Raw genomic sequence first — 15631 nt, forward strand, 5'->3', positions numbered from 1 at the left:
AGCTCCCTGGGTGGTGCAGCATCATGCAACCCCCGCGCCAACGCTGGTCGCTGCCAGCAACTCGTCCAGCACGTACTCCGCCGGCGCCGCCTGGTACATGTCTTGCTGCAAAAACTGGCGCATGTTGTCATGCAGGGCAATGGCTTCGTCCAGCGCCGGATCGGAGCCAGGTGCATAGGCACCAATCTGAATCAGGTCGCGGCCCCGCTCATACTTGGAGTAGACCGCGCGGAAGCGGCGGGCCAGCTCGAAATGTTCACGCGACACCACGTTGTGCATCACCCGTGAGGCCGATTGCTCCACATCAATCGCCGGGTAGTGGCCCGATTCGGCCAAGGAACGCGACAACACGATGTGGCCGTCCAGAATGGCCCGCGCCGCGTCGGCAATCGGGTCCTGCTGGTCGTCCCCCTCGGTCAGCACCGTATAAAACGCGGTGATGGAACCCACACCATTGAGCCCATTGCCACTGCGCTCCACCAGCTGAGGAAGCTTGGCAAAACACGATGGCGGATAACCTTTGGTAGCGGGCGGCTCGCCAATGGCCAGCGCAATTTCGCGCTGCGCCATGGCGTAGCGGGTCAGGGAATCCATCAACAACAGCACGTGCTGGCCCTGGTCCCGAAAACTCTCGGCGATGGCCGTTGCGTACGACGCACCCTGCAGGCGCAGCAATGGTGGTGCATCGGCCGGTGCGGCCACCACCACCGAGCGTGCGCGGCCTTCGGTGCCCAGAATGTCCTCGATGAATTCCTTGACTTCTCGGCCCCGCTCACCGATCAGGCCCACAACGATCACGTCGGCCTCGGTGTAACGGGCCATCATGCCCAGCAACACACTTTTACCCACGCCAGAACCGGCAAACAGGCCGATGCGCTGTCCCCGCCCCACGGTCAACAACGCATTGATGGCCCGCACACCGGTGTCCAGGGGTTGGCGCACCGGGGCGCGGTCCATGGCATTGATAGGCCTGCGGTCCAGCGGCTTGGAGGCCACCTCGGAAATGGGGCCTTGGCGGTCCATGGGCTGGCCCTGCGCATCCACCACCCGACCCAGCAGGCCATTGCCCAACGGCAAGCGCAACATGCCCGCGTCTGACACCGTGGCAGACGCGGCCGTTTCCCCCAGACGGGGCACCGGAATATAGGCGGCAGCGGGTGCAACCCCCGCACCGCTGGACAGGCCTTGCACATCGCCGGCGGGCATCAAAAACGCCCGGTCCCCTGCAAAACCCACCACTTCGGCCAGCACAGGTGCCCGCGCCTTCATGGAGACCACACACTGTGAGCCCACAGGCACACGGATACCACTGGCCTCCAGCACCAGACCGGTCAGCCGGGTCAGGGTGCCCCGCACCTCCAGTGTGCTGTCGTGGCGCACACTGCGGCGGGCGCGCTCCAGATACTCCGTCCAGCGGGTGGTGGTGTCACTCGTCGACATGTGCCACCTCCCACGCCGATTCCAGGCCCAACTTGGCAACCACCCTACTCCAGCGCTTTTCTATGGTGCCATCCACAACGGTTCCGGCCGCCTCTACCAGGCAACCACCGCGTGTGATGTTGGCATCTGCCAACAGCGAAAGCGAAAGACCGGAGAACTCCTGCCGTAAAACCTCTTCCAGTACATCCAGGTCCAACGGGTTCAGCCGCACCAGGGCGGCCTTGCAATCGGTGGCCAGCACACTCAAGGCTTCGCGGATGATGGGTTGCAGGGCGTTGGGGTTGCTGGCCAGTTCATGGCGCAACACCTGGCGTGCCAATTCACAGGCCAGCTCCAGCACGCCCTGGGCCATAACCTGCTGGGACTCCTCAAGCTGGGTGTTGGTCGTCTCAAACAGTTGCAGATACCGTTGCGCGGCATCCTGCCCCTGGTTTTCTATAAATTCCGTAATCTGGCGCTGCCCCTCCAGCGTGGCCTGGGCATGGCCCTGGGCATACCCGTCGGCAAATCCGTCGGAGAAGCCGGCTTGGCGCACCGCCTCATCGTGCACCAGGGTCTCGGCCTCTTCCTGTGCCTTGACCTTGGCCGCAAACCGCACCGAGGCCTGGTCTACAGGGCCAAAGTCCCAACCGACCACGGCGCCGAGGTCGTCGCTGGCAATAAAACGGCTTTGGTTGCTGCGTGTCATCAGACCATGGCGTCGTCGCCACCTCCACCGCCGATGACAATCTGGCCCTCGTCCGCCAGTCGGCGCACGATTTTGAGCACTTCCTTCTGCTGCGCCTCCACCTCGGACAGGCGCATGGGGCCGCGGGACTCCAGGTCTTCGCGCAGCGTAGCGGCCGCACGGGACGACATATTGGCCAGAATCTTCTCCTTGAGCTCGGGCTGCGCACCCTTCAGGGCCACGATCAGCACATCGGAAGACACTTCCTTCAGCACCATCTGGATGGCCTTGTCGTCGAGTTTGAGCACATCGTCGAACACAAACATCTTGTCCATGATCTTCTGGGCCAGGTCTGCATCGTGGTTGCGGATGGACTCGATAACCGTGCCTTCGATGGCCGTGCCCATCAGGTTGATCATTTCCGCCGCCGTCTTGATACCGCCCAGCGACGACTTGCGTATCTTGTCGCCACCCGCCAGCACCTTGAACAAGACCTCGTTCAGGTCTTTCAAGGCCGTGGGCTGGATACCCTCCATGGTGGCGATGCGCAGCATGACTTCATTGCGCTGGCGTTCGGTCAGGTTTTTCAACACGTCGGCGGCCTGGTCGTAGTCCAGGTGCACCAGGATGGCGGCCACGATTTGGGGGTGTTCGTTGCGCAGCAGTTCGGCCACCGATAGCGGGTCCATCCACTTCAGGCTCTCGATGCCCGAAACGTCGCCGCCCTGCAGAATCCGGTCGATCAGCAGTGCCGCCTTGTCGTCACCCAGGGCCAGCTTCAGCACCGAGCGCACATAGTCGCCCGAGTTGGACACCAGCAGACTCTGCGATGCCGCCACACCGGTGAATTTCGTCACCACATCGTCGACCCGCTCGCGGGTGATTTGTGTGGTCTTGGCAATGGCCTCGCCCAGCTTCTGCACCTCTTTGGGTGACAGATGCTTGAACACCTCTGATGCCTCTGCCTCGCCCAGAGACATCATCAGAATTGCAGCGTCTTGGAGTCCGTCGTCTTGTGCCATGGTGTTATTGTGCGCCGACCATCAGGCCGGTGCCTCGCCGTTCATCCATGCTTTGATGATGTTCGCCACCGCGGCCGGGTTGTCCCGTGTCAGCTGCCGGGCGTCTTCCAGTTGCTTCTCCCCGGCAGAGACCTGGGCCGCATCATTGGCGGTGCCAGGCCCCGTCAATTGCGGCCGCTCTGGCATGTCGGACTCCATGGCATCGAGTTGGTTCATTTGCATGTCGCTGCCGACTACACCGCCCGCAACCGGCGCCGTACCCATGGCCTTGATGGCCGGGCGGATCACACCCATCAGCACCAGCGCCCCAAACGCCAGGGTGCCCAGCGGCCAGGCAAAGCTGCGGGCCAGGTCCACGACCTCGGGCTGGCGGTAGAACGGCACATCCAACACGGCTACCTTTTCATCCACAAACGCCGCGTTGAGCAGGTTGACCGAGTCACCACGGTCCTTGTTGAAGCCCACGGTTTCGCGCACCAGGGCTGTCATTTTTTCAATCTGGGCGTCCGTTAGCGGTGTACTGACAACCTTGCCTTTGTCGTTGGTGGTCACATTGTTGTTGACCACGACCGCCGCATTGATGCGTTTGACAAGGCCCGAGGCACCCTTGACCACGCGGATGGTCTTGTCCACCTCGTAGTTGATGATGGATTCGCGCTTGCCACCGCCGGCCAGGGCGCCTTGGCCGCCTGCAGCCCCAGCAGCCAGGGTCTGGGCTGCACCGTTGATGGGTGCTGCAGCCGCGCCGGGTGGCTGGTTGGTGGTGGCGCCCGGCACGCCAGAGGGCGGGGTGTTGCCCGCCGCATTGGTGCTTTCGACCAGTTGCTGGCTGCGGATGGCACTGCTGTCGGCGGTCTGGTTGGGCTTGTGGGATTCGGTGGTGGACTCGGTCTGCGAAAAGTCCAGCTCGGCGGTCACCTGGGCCTTGACGTTGGCGCGCCCCACGATGGGCTCCAGGATATCCAGGATGCGCTGGCTGTACTGCTGCTCCACCTGGCGCACATACTTGAGTTGCTCGGCATCCACGCCCAACACACCACCCGAACCATCGGACGGCGTGGACAAGAGCTTGCCGGAGTCGTCCAGCACGCTGACGGCCGTTGGGCTCATCTCTGGCACGCTGGAGGCCACCAGGTGAACAATACCGGCCAGTTGGGCGCGGTCCAGGTTGCGCCCGGGGTGCAAACTCAGCAATACCGAAGCCGAGGGCTTTTGCTGCTCCCGGAAAAATCCGTTCTGATTAGGCAGCGCCAAGTGCACCCGCGCATTTTGTACAGAAGACAGGGCCTGGATGGAGCGGGTCAATTCACCCTCCAGGCCGCGCTGGAAGGTCAGCCGCTCCTGGAACTGGGTCATGCCGAAGCGGTTGGACTCCATCATCTCAAAACCATTGACCGAGCCCTTGGGCAGGCCCAGGGCCGCCAGCTTGAGCCGGACATCGTGCACACGGTCGGCGGGCACCAGGATGGCACCGCCGCCTTCGGAGTGTTTGTAGGGCACATTCAAGGTGCTCAGCTGGGCCACGACGGCACCGCCGTCCTTGTCTGCCAGATTGGAGTACAGCACCCGCCACTCCGCCTGGCGCCCCATCACCAGGCCCACAATACCAATGGCCACAAACAACACGATGCCAATGGCCAGGCGTAGACGCTGCCCTTGCTCCAGACCGGCCAGGCGCTGGGCGAGTGTGGGATTGACGGGAAGGGTGGCTACTGCAGACATTTTGTGTTCCGGTGGATTTCCAATGCAAAGGGGCGTGGTTCGCCGCGGGACTGGGATTGATTATTCGACCCGGACCCGAAAACATTAGGGTAATAAGCACCGGCTTTCCCTACCAATTCAAAATAATGGCCCCCGGGCACGGGGCATAGGATTGCGGCACCCCAAACAACCAGGGAGATCCACCATGGATTTCAAGCTCAGCCCCGTCACCATGCCCACCACGGTGCGCCCCAGCACCGGCGTGCGCCCTGCCGCATCCGCGGGCACCGAAGGTGTGGGCGGCGGCTTTTCGGGCGCCCTGAAATCAGCACTGGGCTCCGTCAGCGCGGCGCAGAACGAGGCATCTCGCCTGCAGAAGGAAGTGCAGATGGAAAACCCCAAGGTCAGCCTGGAAGAAACCATGGTGGCGATCCAGAAGGCGCAAATCGGCTTCCAGGCCAGCCTGCATGTGCGCAACCGCATGGTTCAGGCTTACACTGACATCATGAACATGCAGGTCTAGGCTTGGCAGAGTGCCTACTAACAAAATAGTGCTCTAGCCCCCGTAAAACCTGGATGTAACGCTATCAAATAAGTAGCAAATTACACGATGTGAAGGTGGATCAAATGAAGGCAGTGATACTGGCCGGCGGCCTGGGCACCCGGATATCCGAAGAGACCGACACCAAGCCTAAGCCCATGGTGGAGATCGGCGGCAAGCCCATCCTGTGGCACATCATGAAGATTTACTCCGCCCATGGCGTGAATGACTTTGTGATTTGCTGCGGCTACAAGGGCTACCAGATCAAGGAATACTTCGCCAACTACTTTCTCTATATGTCGGACGTCACCTTCGACATGAGCAAGAACACCATGGACGTGCACCAGCGCAGCGCCGAACCCTGGCGCGTGACACTGGTCGACACCGGCGAAAGCACCATGACCGGCGGGCGCCTCAAGCGCGTGGCCGAGCACATCCAGGGCGACGATGCCTTTTGCCTGACCTATGGCGACGGCGTCAGCGACGTCAATATCACCGAACTGATTGCCTTCCACAAGGCCCAAAACGTGCAGGCCACGCTGACCGCCACCCTGCCTCCAGGTCGTTTTGGCGCGCTGGAATTCAATGGCAACAAGGTCAACAAGTTCATGGAAAAGCCCAAGGGCGACGGTGCCATGATCAACGGCGGATTCTTCGTGCTGTCTCCCAAGGTTCTGGACCGCATTGGCGGCGACGACACCATCTGGGAACGCGGCCCGTTGGAAACCCTGGCCGCCGACGGCCAACTGGCCGCCTTCCAGCACACGGGTTTCTGGCAGCCGATGGACACGCTGCGCGACAAGATCCACCTGGAAGAACTGTGGGCCAGCGGCCAGGCGCCCTGGAAGGTCTGGAAATGAAGCCCGCGTTCTGGTCAGGCAAGCGTATCTTCCTGACCGGCCACACCGGCTTCAAAGGCAGTTGGCTGTCCCTGTGGTTGCAGCAGCTCGACGCCCAGGTTACCGGCTACGCGCTGGGTGCCCCCACCCAGCCCAGCCTGTTTGACGTGGCCCGCGTGGGCGAGAACATGCAGTCCGTGCACGGCGACGTGCGTGACCTCCCTGCCCTGCTGCGCGCCATGCAGGCCGCCCAGCCCGAGATCGTCATCCACATGGCGGCCCAATCGCTGGTGCGCCTGTCGTATGACACGCCGGTAGAAACCTATGCCACCAACGTCATGGGCACCGTCCATCTGCTCGAAGCCGTGCGCCAGACACCCGGCGTGCGGGCCGTGGTCAATGTCACCACCGACAAGTGTTACGAAAACAAGGAATGGGCCTGGGGCTACCGCGAGAACGAGCCCATGGGCGGATTCGATCCGTACAGCAACAGCAAGGGCTGCGCCGAGCTGGTCAGCGCTGCCTACCGTTCCTCCTTCTTCAACCCGGCCCAGCATGCACAACACGGCGTGGCACTGGCCACGGCACGCGCTGGTAATGTGATTGGCGGCGGCGACTGGGCCAAAGACCGGCTGATACCCGACATCCTGGCGGCCTTTGAGGCCGGCAAGCAGGTACCCATCCGCAACCCGCACGCCACCCGCCCCTGGCAGCATGTGCTGGAGCCATTGCGCGGCTACCTGACGCTGGCCGAACGCCTGTGCACCGACGGTCCGGCCTTTGCAGAGGGCTGGAACTTTGGCCCCCACAGTGACGACGCCAAACCCGTGGAGTGGATCGTGCGGCAACTGGCCGAGCGTTGGGGCCAGGGTGCGTCCTGGCAAGTGGATGCCGGCAACCACCCGCATGAAGCCAATTACCTCAAGCTCGACATCTCCAAGGCCGCGCAACGCCTGCACTGGCAACCCGCGCTGCGCCTGGACGCCGCGTTGGGCCTCATCGTGGACTGGGCGCGCGCACGGCAAGCTGGCGCCGACCTGCATGCCACGACACTGGCGCAAATAGCCGCCTACCAGGCGCTAGCATTGGCATCCAGCCCAGACTGATTTCCGAAACAACACCCCTTATGCAAAACGCCAAGACCCACGCCCTGCGGGAGCAGATTTCCAAACTGGTCGAAGAGTACGCGTCCATTGCGCTGGCGCCCGAGCTGTTCTTGCCCGGCGCCTCCGTTGTGCCGCCGTCTGGCAAGCTGCTGGACGCGGCCGAGCTGAAGAACATGGTCGACGCCTCGCTGGACGGCTGGCTGACCACCGGGCGCTTCAACACCGAGTTTGAGAAAAAACTGGCTGCCTTCATTGGCGTCAAACACCTGATCACCGTCAACTCCGGTTCGTCGGCCAACCTGGTGGCCTTCAGCACATTAACGTCGCCCCGGCTGGGCGCACGCGCCATCCAGCAGGGTGACGAGGTCATTGGTGTGGCGGCGGGTTTCCCAACCACCGTCAACCCCATCCTGCAGTTCGGCGCAGTGTCGGTGTTTGTGGATGTGGACCGCCTGACGCACAACATAGACGCCAGCAAGATCGAGGCCGCCATCGGCCCCAAGACCAAGGCCATCATGCTGGCGCACTCGCTGGGCAACCCGTTCAACCTGGACGTGGTGACCGCGCTGTGTAAGAAGTACAACTTGTGGCTGGTTGAGGACTGCTGTGACGCGCTGGGCAGCACCTACCGTGGCCAGATGGTGGGCACATTTGGCGACATTGCCACTTTAAGTTTCTACCCCGCCCACCACATCACCATGGGTGAAGGCGGCGCCGTGTTTACCAACAACGACGAACTCAAAAGCATTGCCGAGAGCTTCCGCGACTGGGGCCGAGACTGTTATTGCGCCCCCGGCAAGGACAACACCTGCGGCAAACGCTTTGACCAGCAGTTTGGCACCCTGCCCCACGGCTACGACCACAAGTACACCTACAGCCACCTGGGCTACAACCTGAAGATCACCGACATGCAGGCCGCCTGCGGTCTGGCCCAGTTGGACAAGGCCAATGCCTTCATCGCCGCCCGCCGCGCCAACTTTGCCTTCCTGAAAGAGCGCTTGAAGGACTGCGCGGAGTTTGTTAATTTGCCCGAAGCCACCGAACACTCCGACCCCTCGTGGTTTGGCTTTCCGATCACCCTCAAGGACAACGCGCCCGTGAGCCGCCTGGACCTGCTGACCTACCTGGACCAGAACAAGGTCGGCACGCGCCTGCTGTTCGCCGGCAACCTGACGCGCCAGCCCTATATGGTGGGTGCCAAATACCGCGTCAGCGGCGACCTGACGAACACCGACAACGTGATGAACAACACCTTCTGGATCGGTGTGCAACCCTCCCTCACCCAGGAGATGATGGAATTCACCGCCCGCAAGATCGAGAGTTACCTCGGAGTCAATTTCTGATGACCCTGGCGCGCATGTATGCCACCTGGGACGCAGACGTCGCCGCCATCGCGGCGCGCGACCTGCCCTGGCACCAGCTCTCCGGCGCGCGGGTGCTGGTCACCGGTGCCGGCGGCTTTCTGGGCGGTTACCTGGCACGCACGCTGCTGGGCCTGCACGCCCTGGGCAAGGTGGATGAACCGGTGCAGGTGGTCGGCCTGGTGCGCAACGCCGCGCGTGTGCACGAGAGCCTGGCCGACCTGTCCGCCTCGCCCCATTTCACCCCCCTGGCCTGGGACCTGAACACGATTGGCGTCCCCGACGTGGGCGACATCGACTACATGCTGCACGCCGCCAGCCAGGCCAGTCCGCGCTTCTATGGCAGCGACCCGGTGGGCACGCTGCTGCCCAACACCATCGGCACGGCGGCCTTGCTGGAAGCGCTGCGCCGCGCCAAGGCCCCCAAAGGTTTCTTGTTTGTCAGCAGCTCCGAGGTTTATGGCGCGGTGGCCGGCGACGCCACGCTGGCCGAGACCCATTACGGCAGCGTGGACCCCGCCACGGTGCGCGCTTGTTATGCCGAAAGCAAACGCATGGGCGAGACCATGTGCCTGGCCTGGCACCAGCAGTACGGCATTCCCAGCTTCATCGTGCGGCCCTTCCACACCTATGGCCCGGGCCTGCAGGCTAATGACGGCCGTGTGTTTGCCGACTTTGTGTTCAACGTGCTGCGCAACGAGAACATCGTCATGCATAGCGACGGCAGCGCGCGCCGCGCGTTTTGTTACGCGTCCGACGCCATTGCCGGCTTCTTCAGCGTACTGCTCAAGGGCACACCTGCCCATCCCTACAACGTGGCCAATCCGGCCGGCGAGTTGTCGGTGATGGAACTGGCCGAACTGCTGGTGGGTCTGTACCCCGCCAAACACCTCGCCGTGGACCGCCGCCACAGTCCCGACAGCCCGGGCTACATCCCCAGCGCCTACAGCCGCCTGGTGCCCGACGTGGCACGCCTGCATGCCCTGGGCTGGTCCGCGCAGATTGACCCCGCAGCCGGATTCCGGCGCATGATTGAGGCCTACACCGCATGAAATCCACTCTCGCCGCACTCAAGGACCAGTTCCAAGCCGGCACTTTATCCAAGCCCGATTTCATCCGCACGGCACTGGAAACGCACAAGACGCTGTTCGAGTATGTGAACATCACCCGCAGCACCGACGTCAAGGAAATCCTGATTACCGCCGACGGCGTGTCCTTTGTGCTGGGCGAGGAGCGTATCCGCCTCTACGCCCCCGAGAACGAAGCCCGCGTGGCCCCGATCGAGGTGATGAACTTCAACCACTACGAGCCGGCTGAGACGCGGGTCATGGACCTGCTGGCCGCCAACGCCCGCAACATCCTGGACGTGGGCGCCAATATCGGCCTGTACGCCATCCGTTTTGCCAAGCGCTTTGCACAGGCGCGGGTCTACGCCTTCGAGCCCCTGCCCACCAGCCACGCCTTCCTGCAGCGCAATGTGGCGGCCAATGCCGTCGGGGACCGGGTGAGCTGCTTCAACTATGGCCTGTCGGAAACCAGCGGCACGGTGGACTTTTTCATCTCCCCCGCTGCGGGCACCAATGCATCCCTGCTCAACGTGGCCGGTGCGCAGGACGCCCAGCGCGTGGTCGGGTTGACGCTCACCATGGACCAGTGGAACGCCAACCAGAACGTGGTGCCCGACTTCATCAAATGCGACGTGGAAGGTGCAGAGCTGTTGGTCTTCCGCGGTGGGCGTGCCACGCTGGCCCAGCACCAGCCGATTGTGTTTGCCGAGCTGCTGCGCAAGTGGTCCAAGCCCTTCGGTTACCACCCCAACGACATGCTGGCCTTCTTTGCCGAGCTGGGCTACCAATGTTTTGCCGTGGGCGAGGCCGGTGTGCGCCGCATCACCGAGGTGACCGACGACACGCCGGAAACCAATTACGCGTTTCTGCACGCTCAGAAACATGCCGACACCATCCAACGTCTGACGACGCTCGCCGGGTAGCACTGCCGTGACGGACACCACCCCACTCGCCCGCCGCATGCGCATCCAGGCACTGCAAATGGTGCACCGGGCCAAGGCCTCCCACATCGCCAGCGCGCTGTCCATCTGTGACATCGTCGCCGTGCTCTACGACCAGGTGCTCAACGTTGACCCGGCACAGCCCAAGGCGCCGGGGCGCGACCGCTTCATCCTCAGCAAGGGCCACGCCTGTGTGGCCGTCTACGCCGCGCTGGCCGAATGCGGCTTTCTGAGCGCCGACGACCTGCTGACCTATGGCCAGGACGACTCGGTGCTGATGAACCACATCAGCCACAAGGCCAACGGGGTTGAGTTCTCCACCGGCTCGCTGGGCCACGGCCTGCCCTTTGGCGTGGGCAAGGCACTGGCCGCCAAGCGCCTGCGCGCCGACTGGAAGACCTTTGTGCTGCTGAGCGACGGCGAGCTGGGCGAAGGCAGCAACTGGGAGGCGATGATGTTCGCCGCCCACCACGGCCTGGACAATCTGGTGGCCATCATCGACTACAACAAGCTGCAGAGCCTGACCACCGTGGACCAGACCCTGCGTATCGAGCCGCTGGCCGACAAGTTCACCGCCTTTGGCTGGAGTGTGCGCGAGGTCGATGGCCATGACCACGTGGCCCTTGCCAGCACGCTGGGCTCCACGCCCTGGACGAATGGCAAGCCATCGATGCTGATCGCCCACACCACCAAGGGCAAAGGCGTGAGCTACATGGAAAACACCGTGAAGTGGCACTACAGCACGCCCAACGCCGAGCAACTGGCGCAGGCCCTTTCCGAACTAGAAGGCTGAGGCAACCACCATGCGCAACGCCTTTATCGAAGAACTCGTCAGCCTGGCCACCCAGTACCCGCACATCGCTCTGGTGGTGGGTGACCTGGGTTACTCCGTGGTCGAGCCCTTTGCCGACCGCTTCCCGGACCGTTTCATCAACGCCGGTGTGGCCGAGCAGAACATGACCGGCCTGGCCGCCGGCATGGCGTCCGAGGGTTATCACGTCTTCACCTACTCAATTGCCAACTTCCCGACCTTCCGTTGCGCCGAGCAGATCCGCAACGACGTGGACTACCACCGCCTGCCGGTCACCGTGGTCTCGGTCGGTGGCGGGCTGGCCTATGGTGCACTGGGCTATTCGCACCACGCGGTACAGGACTACGCGCTGATGCGCTCTTTTCCCAACCTGCTGATCGCCGCCCCCGGCGACCCGATGGAGGTGCGCGCCTGCATGCGTTACCTGGCCGCCAACCCGCAACCGTCGTACCTGCGCCTGGGCAAGGCCGGTGAGCCCAACTTCCACAACGCCGTGCCCGATGTGGCACCCGGCAAGTGGCTCAAGGTGGTCGATGGAACGGACGGCGGCGATGGCCGCTCCACCCTGCTCTCCACCGGCGCCGCGATGGGCATCGCCATGGGCTGGCGCAGCGCACCGCAGTATCGCCGGCACAGCGTGCACAGCATGCCGCTATGGAGCATGGCCAGCAAACCGGACCAGATCGCCGCCGTGCAACCCTTTGAAGTGGTGGAAACACTGGAAGACCACCTGCGCGACGGTGGCTTTGGGTCCTGGCTGATGGAGGCTGTGGTGGGGCAGCCGGGTGTGGAGACGCGGCTGCGGGCCCATGCATTGAGTCCAGCGGTGTGTGGAACGGTGGGCTCACAGGCCATGCTCAATGCGCTAGGTGGGCTGGGAGCGGTTCCGCCGGTTTGAGTGGCAAGAGGCTTCCAAGGCAATGGCATTAAGCAAAATGCGCCTCTAGCCCCCGTATTTACTCACTGTCATGCTACTTAATACATAGCATGTTCAATGAACTGCACCAGCTTCAAGCCGGCACTGCCTTCACCACGTACTGCATGGGCAAGCTGTCCTGCACGGCCAGGTCGGGGTCTGCACCTACGCCCATTGCCATGGAGCGGATGGCGGCAATGATGTGTTCGTTTTTCAGCTCGCCAAAGATGCGGGGGAAGCCGACCTCCAATTTGAAGCCTGCGCCTGCAAACATCTCCAGCATCGTGGCACGGGTGAACCAGCGCATGTGGGTGCGGTCCATCAGGCCGCCTGCGTCGTAACGGAAGTCACCCACGGCCAGCTTGGCCTGCACGCTCCAGTGTTGGGCGTTGGGCAGGCAGACAATCACGCAACCGTCGGCCGGCATGCTGCGGCGGATGCGGGCCAACACCTCCCAGGGGTAACGCAGGTGCTCCAGTACGTCGCCAAAAATCCAGACGTTGTAGTCTGCATATTTGGCGTAGAAGGATTCGTCCACGCTTTCGATGTCCATCAGCAGGACTTCATCACAATAGCGGCGCGAGCCTTCGGCATTGCCGGCGTCGACCTCGATGCCGGTGTATTTGCAGGCCGGGTTGATGGCCTTGTAGGCACGGGCAAGGGCGCCATTGTTGCAACCCACCTCCACCACGCCACGGGCATTGGGCGGGATCAGTGGCAGCAGGTCACGGTTGTAATTGGTGGGCTCATCAGGCGCTGCTGCCGGGGAAGGGTTAGTGCTCTGTTGCTGTAGCTGCTTTTCCATGACGCTCCTTTGCCATTCTTCCAGGTGGTAGCCGCCGGTGCGCTTGACCGTGCCTTGCCAATCGTGTCGCAAATAGTGCTTGGGCTCAAAGGTGAGCGAGAAGTCTTCCTTGACCCAGTCTATGCCCTGTATCAGCTGGTGCTGGCCCGCGCGGTGGATAGCCAGCATGGGCTCGATGTTGGGTGCACCGTGTTTTGTGGGCATGGGCCACTGGCGCACCACCTCGATATTGCACAACATGCAGGCCGGGTGCAGGTAACGCACCGCGCCGTCTTCATAGGTGACGTCAAAGCCGCCTTCGTTGACATGGTTGACGTAACCGACGCCGTACATGCCAGGCTTGAGTTCTGCCAGTAGGGCCTCCACCAGGCCGGCCTTGAGCACAATCACATCCGAGTCCAACACCAGCACCGGGCCTTGCAGGTCCAGGTTCTGGTAGGCCCCATGCATGCCGGGGCCATGGTGGATGTTGTAGTCGAAGTGGATGAACTTGACGTTTGGATACTGGGCGCAGACGGCGGCGATGGCCGGGGCGTGTTCTGCACTGGAGCCGTCGATGATAGTGACCGGGTTGGCGTAAAACTGGCGGAAGGTGCGCAACAGTTCGTCCACCAACTCCGCCGAGTTGTAGGAGACGGAGACCAGCGGGATGCTCTGGATATCCATGGGCCGCGCTCAGCCCTTGTCGTACACCGCCTGCTCGGCCGGTGCCAGCGGGAATGAGGGCTTACCCTTCATCCGCACCTGGGGCTGCTGCATGGCGCGCTTCTCGATCACCAGCACACTGTCGTAGTAGTGCAAGGAAAAGGCGGTGCGCGTGAATTCGTTGACGGTCAGGCCGCTGTTGGGCACGGCGTGCCAGGCATGGAGCTGGTCGATCAGGTTCTTGGTGTATTCGACAAAGTTGACCGGGTCCTTGTAGCCGCCACCAAAGGAGGGCCAATAGCTGGTCAACATGTCTTCAATCAGGTAGATGCCGCCAATCTTCAGCTGGCGCCACATCTCTTCAAAGGTGGTGGTTTGCTGCAGCATGGTGTGGCCGCCGTCGTCGATGATGATGTCAAACGGGGGCAGGGTCTTGCAGATGTTTTGCAAGGACGCGCGGCTCTCCTGGTCGGCCAGCAAAATACTGATCTGGTCTTCGGCCAGTTCGGCGCAGCGCGGGTTGATGTCGGCACCAAAAATCTTGGCTTGGGGGCCAAAGTAATGCTTCCACATCTGCAAAGAGCCGCCGTGCAGCACACCAAACTCCAGCAGGGACATGGGCTTGTTGCGGAACTGCGAGAAATGGCGCTCGTAGATCTCGAAGTAATGCATCCACTTGTGGATCATGCGGTGTTCGTGGTTTTCGAAAAAGTCGATCAATACACTGCCATTGGCCTGTGGGTCCATCGTCGCTCCTGTGGATATGTGGGTTATAGATGGGCCCTGGGGCTTGGCGCCGCTTGCAAACAATATGGATGTTGCCTGCTGCAGCACCGCCTGAATCCGCTCCAGCGGGTAGGCGCCGGCCTTGACCTCGTCGCGCACCGACAGCAGAAACCAGATGCAGGTCACCAGCTTGGAGCTGAGCAGCTCATGGGCGGTGGGCTGGTCGGGCAAGAATTTTCTGTTCTGGTGGGCATCACAAAACAGCTCCAGCCACTCCACATTGGCCTTGATCTTGATGCCATTGCTGCGCTGGTCCTGTCCGCCATGGATGCGAAAGTAGCTCAGTGCCTCGGGCAGGTAGACGCCGTCCTTGTGTGCCAGCACCGCCAGCCAGGTGGCCACGTCCGACAAGGTGGTGTACTGCTTGCCCAAAAAGCGTCCAAACACCGGGCCTACGTCGCTCTTGCGAAACAGCACCGTGGTGGGTTCGCCAATCATGTTCAGTCCATTGGACAAAATGGTGGTGCCCAGCGAGCGCCCTTCGATCAACGTGTCCACTTCGAACTTGCGCTCCGTGCCCGAAATGGGGGCCATCTCGGCGCCCCTGCCGTCGATCAATTGGCGAAAAGATGTGACCAGTCCAATATTGGGCTTGGCCAGCATGAAGGACATCATCTTCTGGATTTTTTCCGGGTGGAAGAGATCGTCGTCCATCAGGTAATTGACATACTCGCCGGTGGAGCGGGCATAACAGTACTGAAAATTCTCCATCACACCGCAGCCCGGCACCCGCGCGTAATGGATATGCGGGTGGCGCTCCAGATACGGCGCAAACCGCTCTTGTGTCAGCGTATCGTCACTGTTGTCGTTGACGATGATTTCGATATGCGGGTAGGTCTGCGCCAGCGCGCTTTTCAACGCCAGTTCGGCGTAGTCGGGCCGGTTGTGGGTGGGTATCAAGAGGCTGACCAAGGGCAGTCCATGCCCCGGAAAACCACCGCCGCCGCCCTGGGCGTTGGCGGGCGCTTGCGGCATGTGTTTTT

Annotated in this window: 14 protein-coding genes; 8 read left to right on the forward strand and 6 right to left on the reverse strand. The window is 62.3% G+C overall.

Annotated elements, in window-relative coordinates; translation table 11 throughout:
- Positions 1-21: 21 nt before the first annotated feature.
- Genes fliI through fliF form a run of 4 tightly spaced genes read right to left on the reverse strand, consistent with a single transcriptional unit; the run spans position 22 to position 4851 of the window.
- Complete coding sequence (gene fliI / locus HZ993_RS10810; protein WP_209397813.1) at positions 22-1440, reverse strand: flagellar protein export ATPase FliI; 1419 nt, start codon at positions 1438-1440, stop codon at positions 22-24.
- Positions 1427-2128 (reverse strand): flagellar assembly protein FliH, encoded by a 702-nt coding sequence (locus tag HZ993_RS10815; RefSeq protein ID WP_209397814.1) that lies wholly within the window; start codon positions 2126-2128, stop codon positions 1427-1429. Before HZ993_RS10815 ends, fliI begins: the two co-directional genes overlap by 14 nt.
- Entirely contained in the window at positions 2128-3129 is a 1002-nt protein-coding gene (fliG, locus tag HZ993_RS10820) for a flagellar motor switch protein FliG (RefSeq protein ID WP_209397815.1), read from the reverse strand. The genes HZ993_RS10815 and fliG overlap by 1 nt, the downstream gene beginning before the upstream one ends.
- 21 nt (positions 3130-3150) lie before the next feature.
- Positions 3151-4851: a flagellar basal-body MS-ring/collar protein FliF gene (gene fliF, locus HZ993_RS10825; protein ID WP_209397816.1), complete on the reverse strand. Its 1701-nt coding sequence runs from the start codon at positions 4849-4851 to the stop codon at positions 3151-3153.
- A gap of 184 nt (positions 4852-5035) precedes the next feature.
- Here fliF and fliE point away from each other — a divergent pair, with 184 nt between their 5' ends.
- From fliE to HZ993_RS10865, 8 genes are all read left to right on the forward strand, one after another.
- Positions 5036-5353: a flagellar hook-basal body complex protein FliE gene (fliE, locus tag HZ993_RS10830; RefSeq protein WP_209397817.1), complete on the forward strand. Its 318-nt coding sequence runs from the start codon at positions 5036-5038 to the stop codon at positions 5351-5353.
- A 104-nt stretch (positions 5354-5457) separates the two neighbouring features.
- Positions 5458-6231, forward strand: coding sequence for a glucose-1-phosphate cytidylyltransferase (gene rfbF, locus HZ993_RS10835; RefSeq protein WP_209397819.1), 774 nt, complete (start codon positions 5458-5460; stop codon positions 6229-6231).
- Positions 6228-7316, forward strand: a complete 1089-nt coding sequence (gene rfbG / locus HZ993_RS10840) for a CDP-glucose 4,6-dehydratase (protein WP_209398416.1) — start codon at positions 6228-6230, stop codon at positions 7314-7316. Before rfbF ends, rfbG begins: the two co-directional genes overlap by 4 nt.
- Before the next feature lie 20 nt (positions 7317-7336).
- Complete coding sequence (rfbH, locus tag HZ993_RS10845) at positions 7337-8659, forward strand: lipopolysaccharide biosynthesis protein RfbH (RefSeq protein WP_209397821.1); 1323 nt, start codon at positions 7337-7339, stop codon at positions 8657-8659.
- A complete protein-coding gene (locus HZ993_RS10850; protein ID WP_209397823.1) occupies positions 8659-9729 on the forward strand; it encodes an NAD-dependent epimerase/dehydratase family protein in 1071 nt (356 codons plus the stop codon). The genes rfbH and HZ993_RS10850 overlap by 1 nt, the downstream gene beginning before the upstream one ends.
- Complete coding sequence (locus tag HZ993_RS10855) at positions 9726-10667, forward strand: FkbM family methyltransferase (protein WP_209397825.1); 942 nt, start codon at positions 9726-9728, stop codon at positions 10665-10667. The genes HZ993_RS10850 and HZ993_RS10855 overlap by 4 nt, the downstream gene beginning before the upstream one ends.
- Before the next feature lie 7 nt (positions 10668-10674).
- On the forward strand, positions 10675-11478 hold the full coding sequence (locus HZ993_RS10860; protein WP_245213907.1) for a transketolase: 804 nt from the start codon (positions 10675-10677) through the stop codon (positions 11476-11478).
- Positions 11479-11488: 10 nt separating this feature from the next.
- On the forward strand, positions 11489-12394 hold the full coding sequence (locus HZ993_RS10865) for a transketolase family protein (protein ID WP_209397827.1): 906 nt from the start codon (positions 11489-11491) through the stop codon (positions 12392-12394).
- Positions 12395-12506: 112 nt separating this feature from the next.
- On the opposite strand, the gene HZ993_RS10870 is transcribed toward HZ993_RS10865, so the two are convergent.
- Together HZ993_RS10870 and HZ993_RS10875 are read right to left on the reverse strand one after the other, a co-directional pair.
- Positions 12507-13883: a methyltransferase domain-containing protein gene (locus HZ993_RS10870; protein WP_209397829.1), complete on the reverse strand. Its 1377-nt coding sequence runs from the start codon at positions 13881-13883 to the stop codon at positions 12507-12509.
- Between the two features lie 9 nt (positions 13884-13892).
- Positions 13893-15623: a glycosyltransferase gene (locus tag HZ993_RS10875; RefSeq protein ID WP_209397831.1), complete on the reverse strand. Its 1731-nt coding sequence runs from the start codon at positions 15621-15623 to the stop codon at positions 13893-13895.
- Between the last annotated feature and the right edge of the window lie 8 nt (positions 15624-15631).

It is taken from the genome of Rhodoferax sp. AJA081-3 (assembly GCF_017798165.1).
In the GTDB taxonomy this organism is placed as follows: domain Bacteria; phylum Pseudomonadota; class Gammaproteobacteria; order Burkholderiales; family Burkholderiaceae_C; genus Allorhodoferax.

Excerpts from the sequence above, each read along its gene's own strand:
- fliI (WP_209397813.1), bottom strand. The coding sequence starts at position 1,440 with ATGTCGACGAGTGACACCACCACCCGCTGGACGGAGTATCTGGAGCGC.
- HZ993_RS10815 (WP_209397814.1), bottom strand. The coding sequence starts at position 2,128 with ATGACACGCAGCAACCAAAGCCGTTTTATTGCCAGCGACGACCTCGGC.
- fliG (WP_209397815.1), bottom strand. The coding sequence starts at position 3,129 with ATGGCACAAGACGACGGACTCCAAGACGCTGCAATTCTGATGATGTCT.
- fliF (WP_209397816.1), bottom strand. The coding sequence starts at position 4,851 with ATGTCTGCAGTAGCCACCCTTCCCGTCAATCCCACACTCGCCCAGCGC.
- fliE (WP_209397817.1), top strand. The coding sequence starts at position 5,036 with ATGGATTTCAAGCTCAGCCCCGTCACCATGCCCACCACGGTGCGCCCC.
- rfbF (WP_209397819.1), top strand. The coding sequence starts at position 5,458 with ATGAAGGCAGTGATACTGGCCGGCGGCCTGGGCACCCGGATATCCGAA.
- rfbG (WP_209398416.1), top strand. The coding sequence starts at position 6,228 with ATGAAGCCCGCGTTCTGGTCAGGCAAGCGTATCTTCCTGACCGGCCAC.
- rfbH (WP_209397821.1), top strand. The coding sequence starts at position 7,337 with ATGCAAAACGCCAAGACCCACGCCCTGCGGGAGCAGATTTCCAAACTG.
- HZ993_RS10850 (WP_209397823.1), top strand. The coding sequence starts at position 8,659 with ATGACCCTGGCGCGCATGTATGCCACCTGGGACGCAGACGTCGCCGCC.
- HZ993_RS10855 (WP_209397825.1), top strand. The coding sequence starts at position 9,726 with ATGAAATCCACTCTCGCCGCACTCAAGGACCAGTTCCAAGCCGGCACT.
- HZ993_RS10865 (WP_209397827.1), top strand. The coding sequence starts at position 11,489 with ATGCGCAACGCCTTTATCGAAGAACTCGTCAGCCTGGCCACCCAGTAC.
- HZ993_RS10870 (WP_209397829.1), bottom strand. The coding sequence starts at position 13,883 with ATGGATATCCAGAGCATCCCGCTGGTCTCCGTCTCCTACAACTCGGCG.
- HZ993_RS10875 (WP_209397831.1), bottom strand. The coding sequence starts at position 15,623 with ATGCCGCAAGCGCCCGCCAACGCCCAGGGCGGCGGCGGTGGTTTTCCG.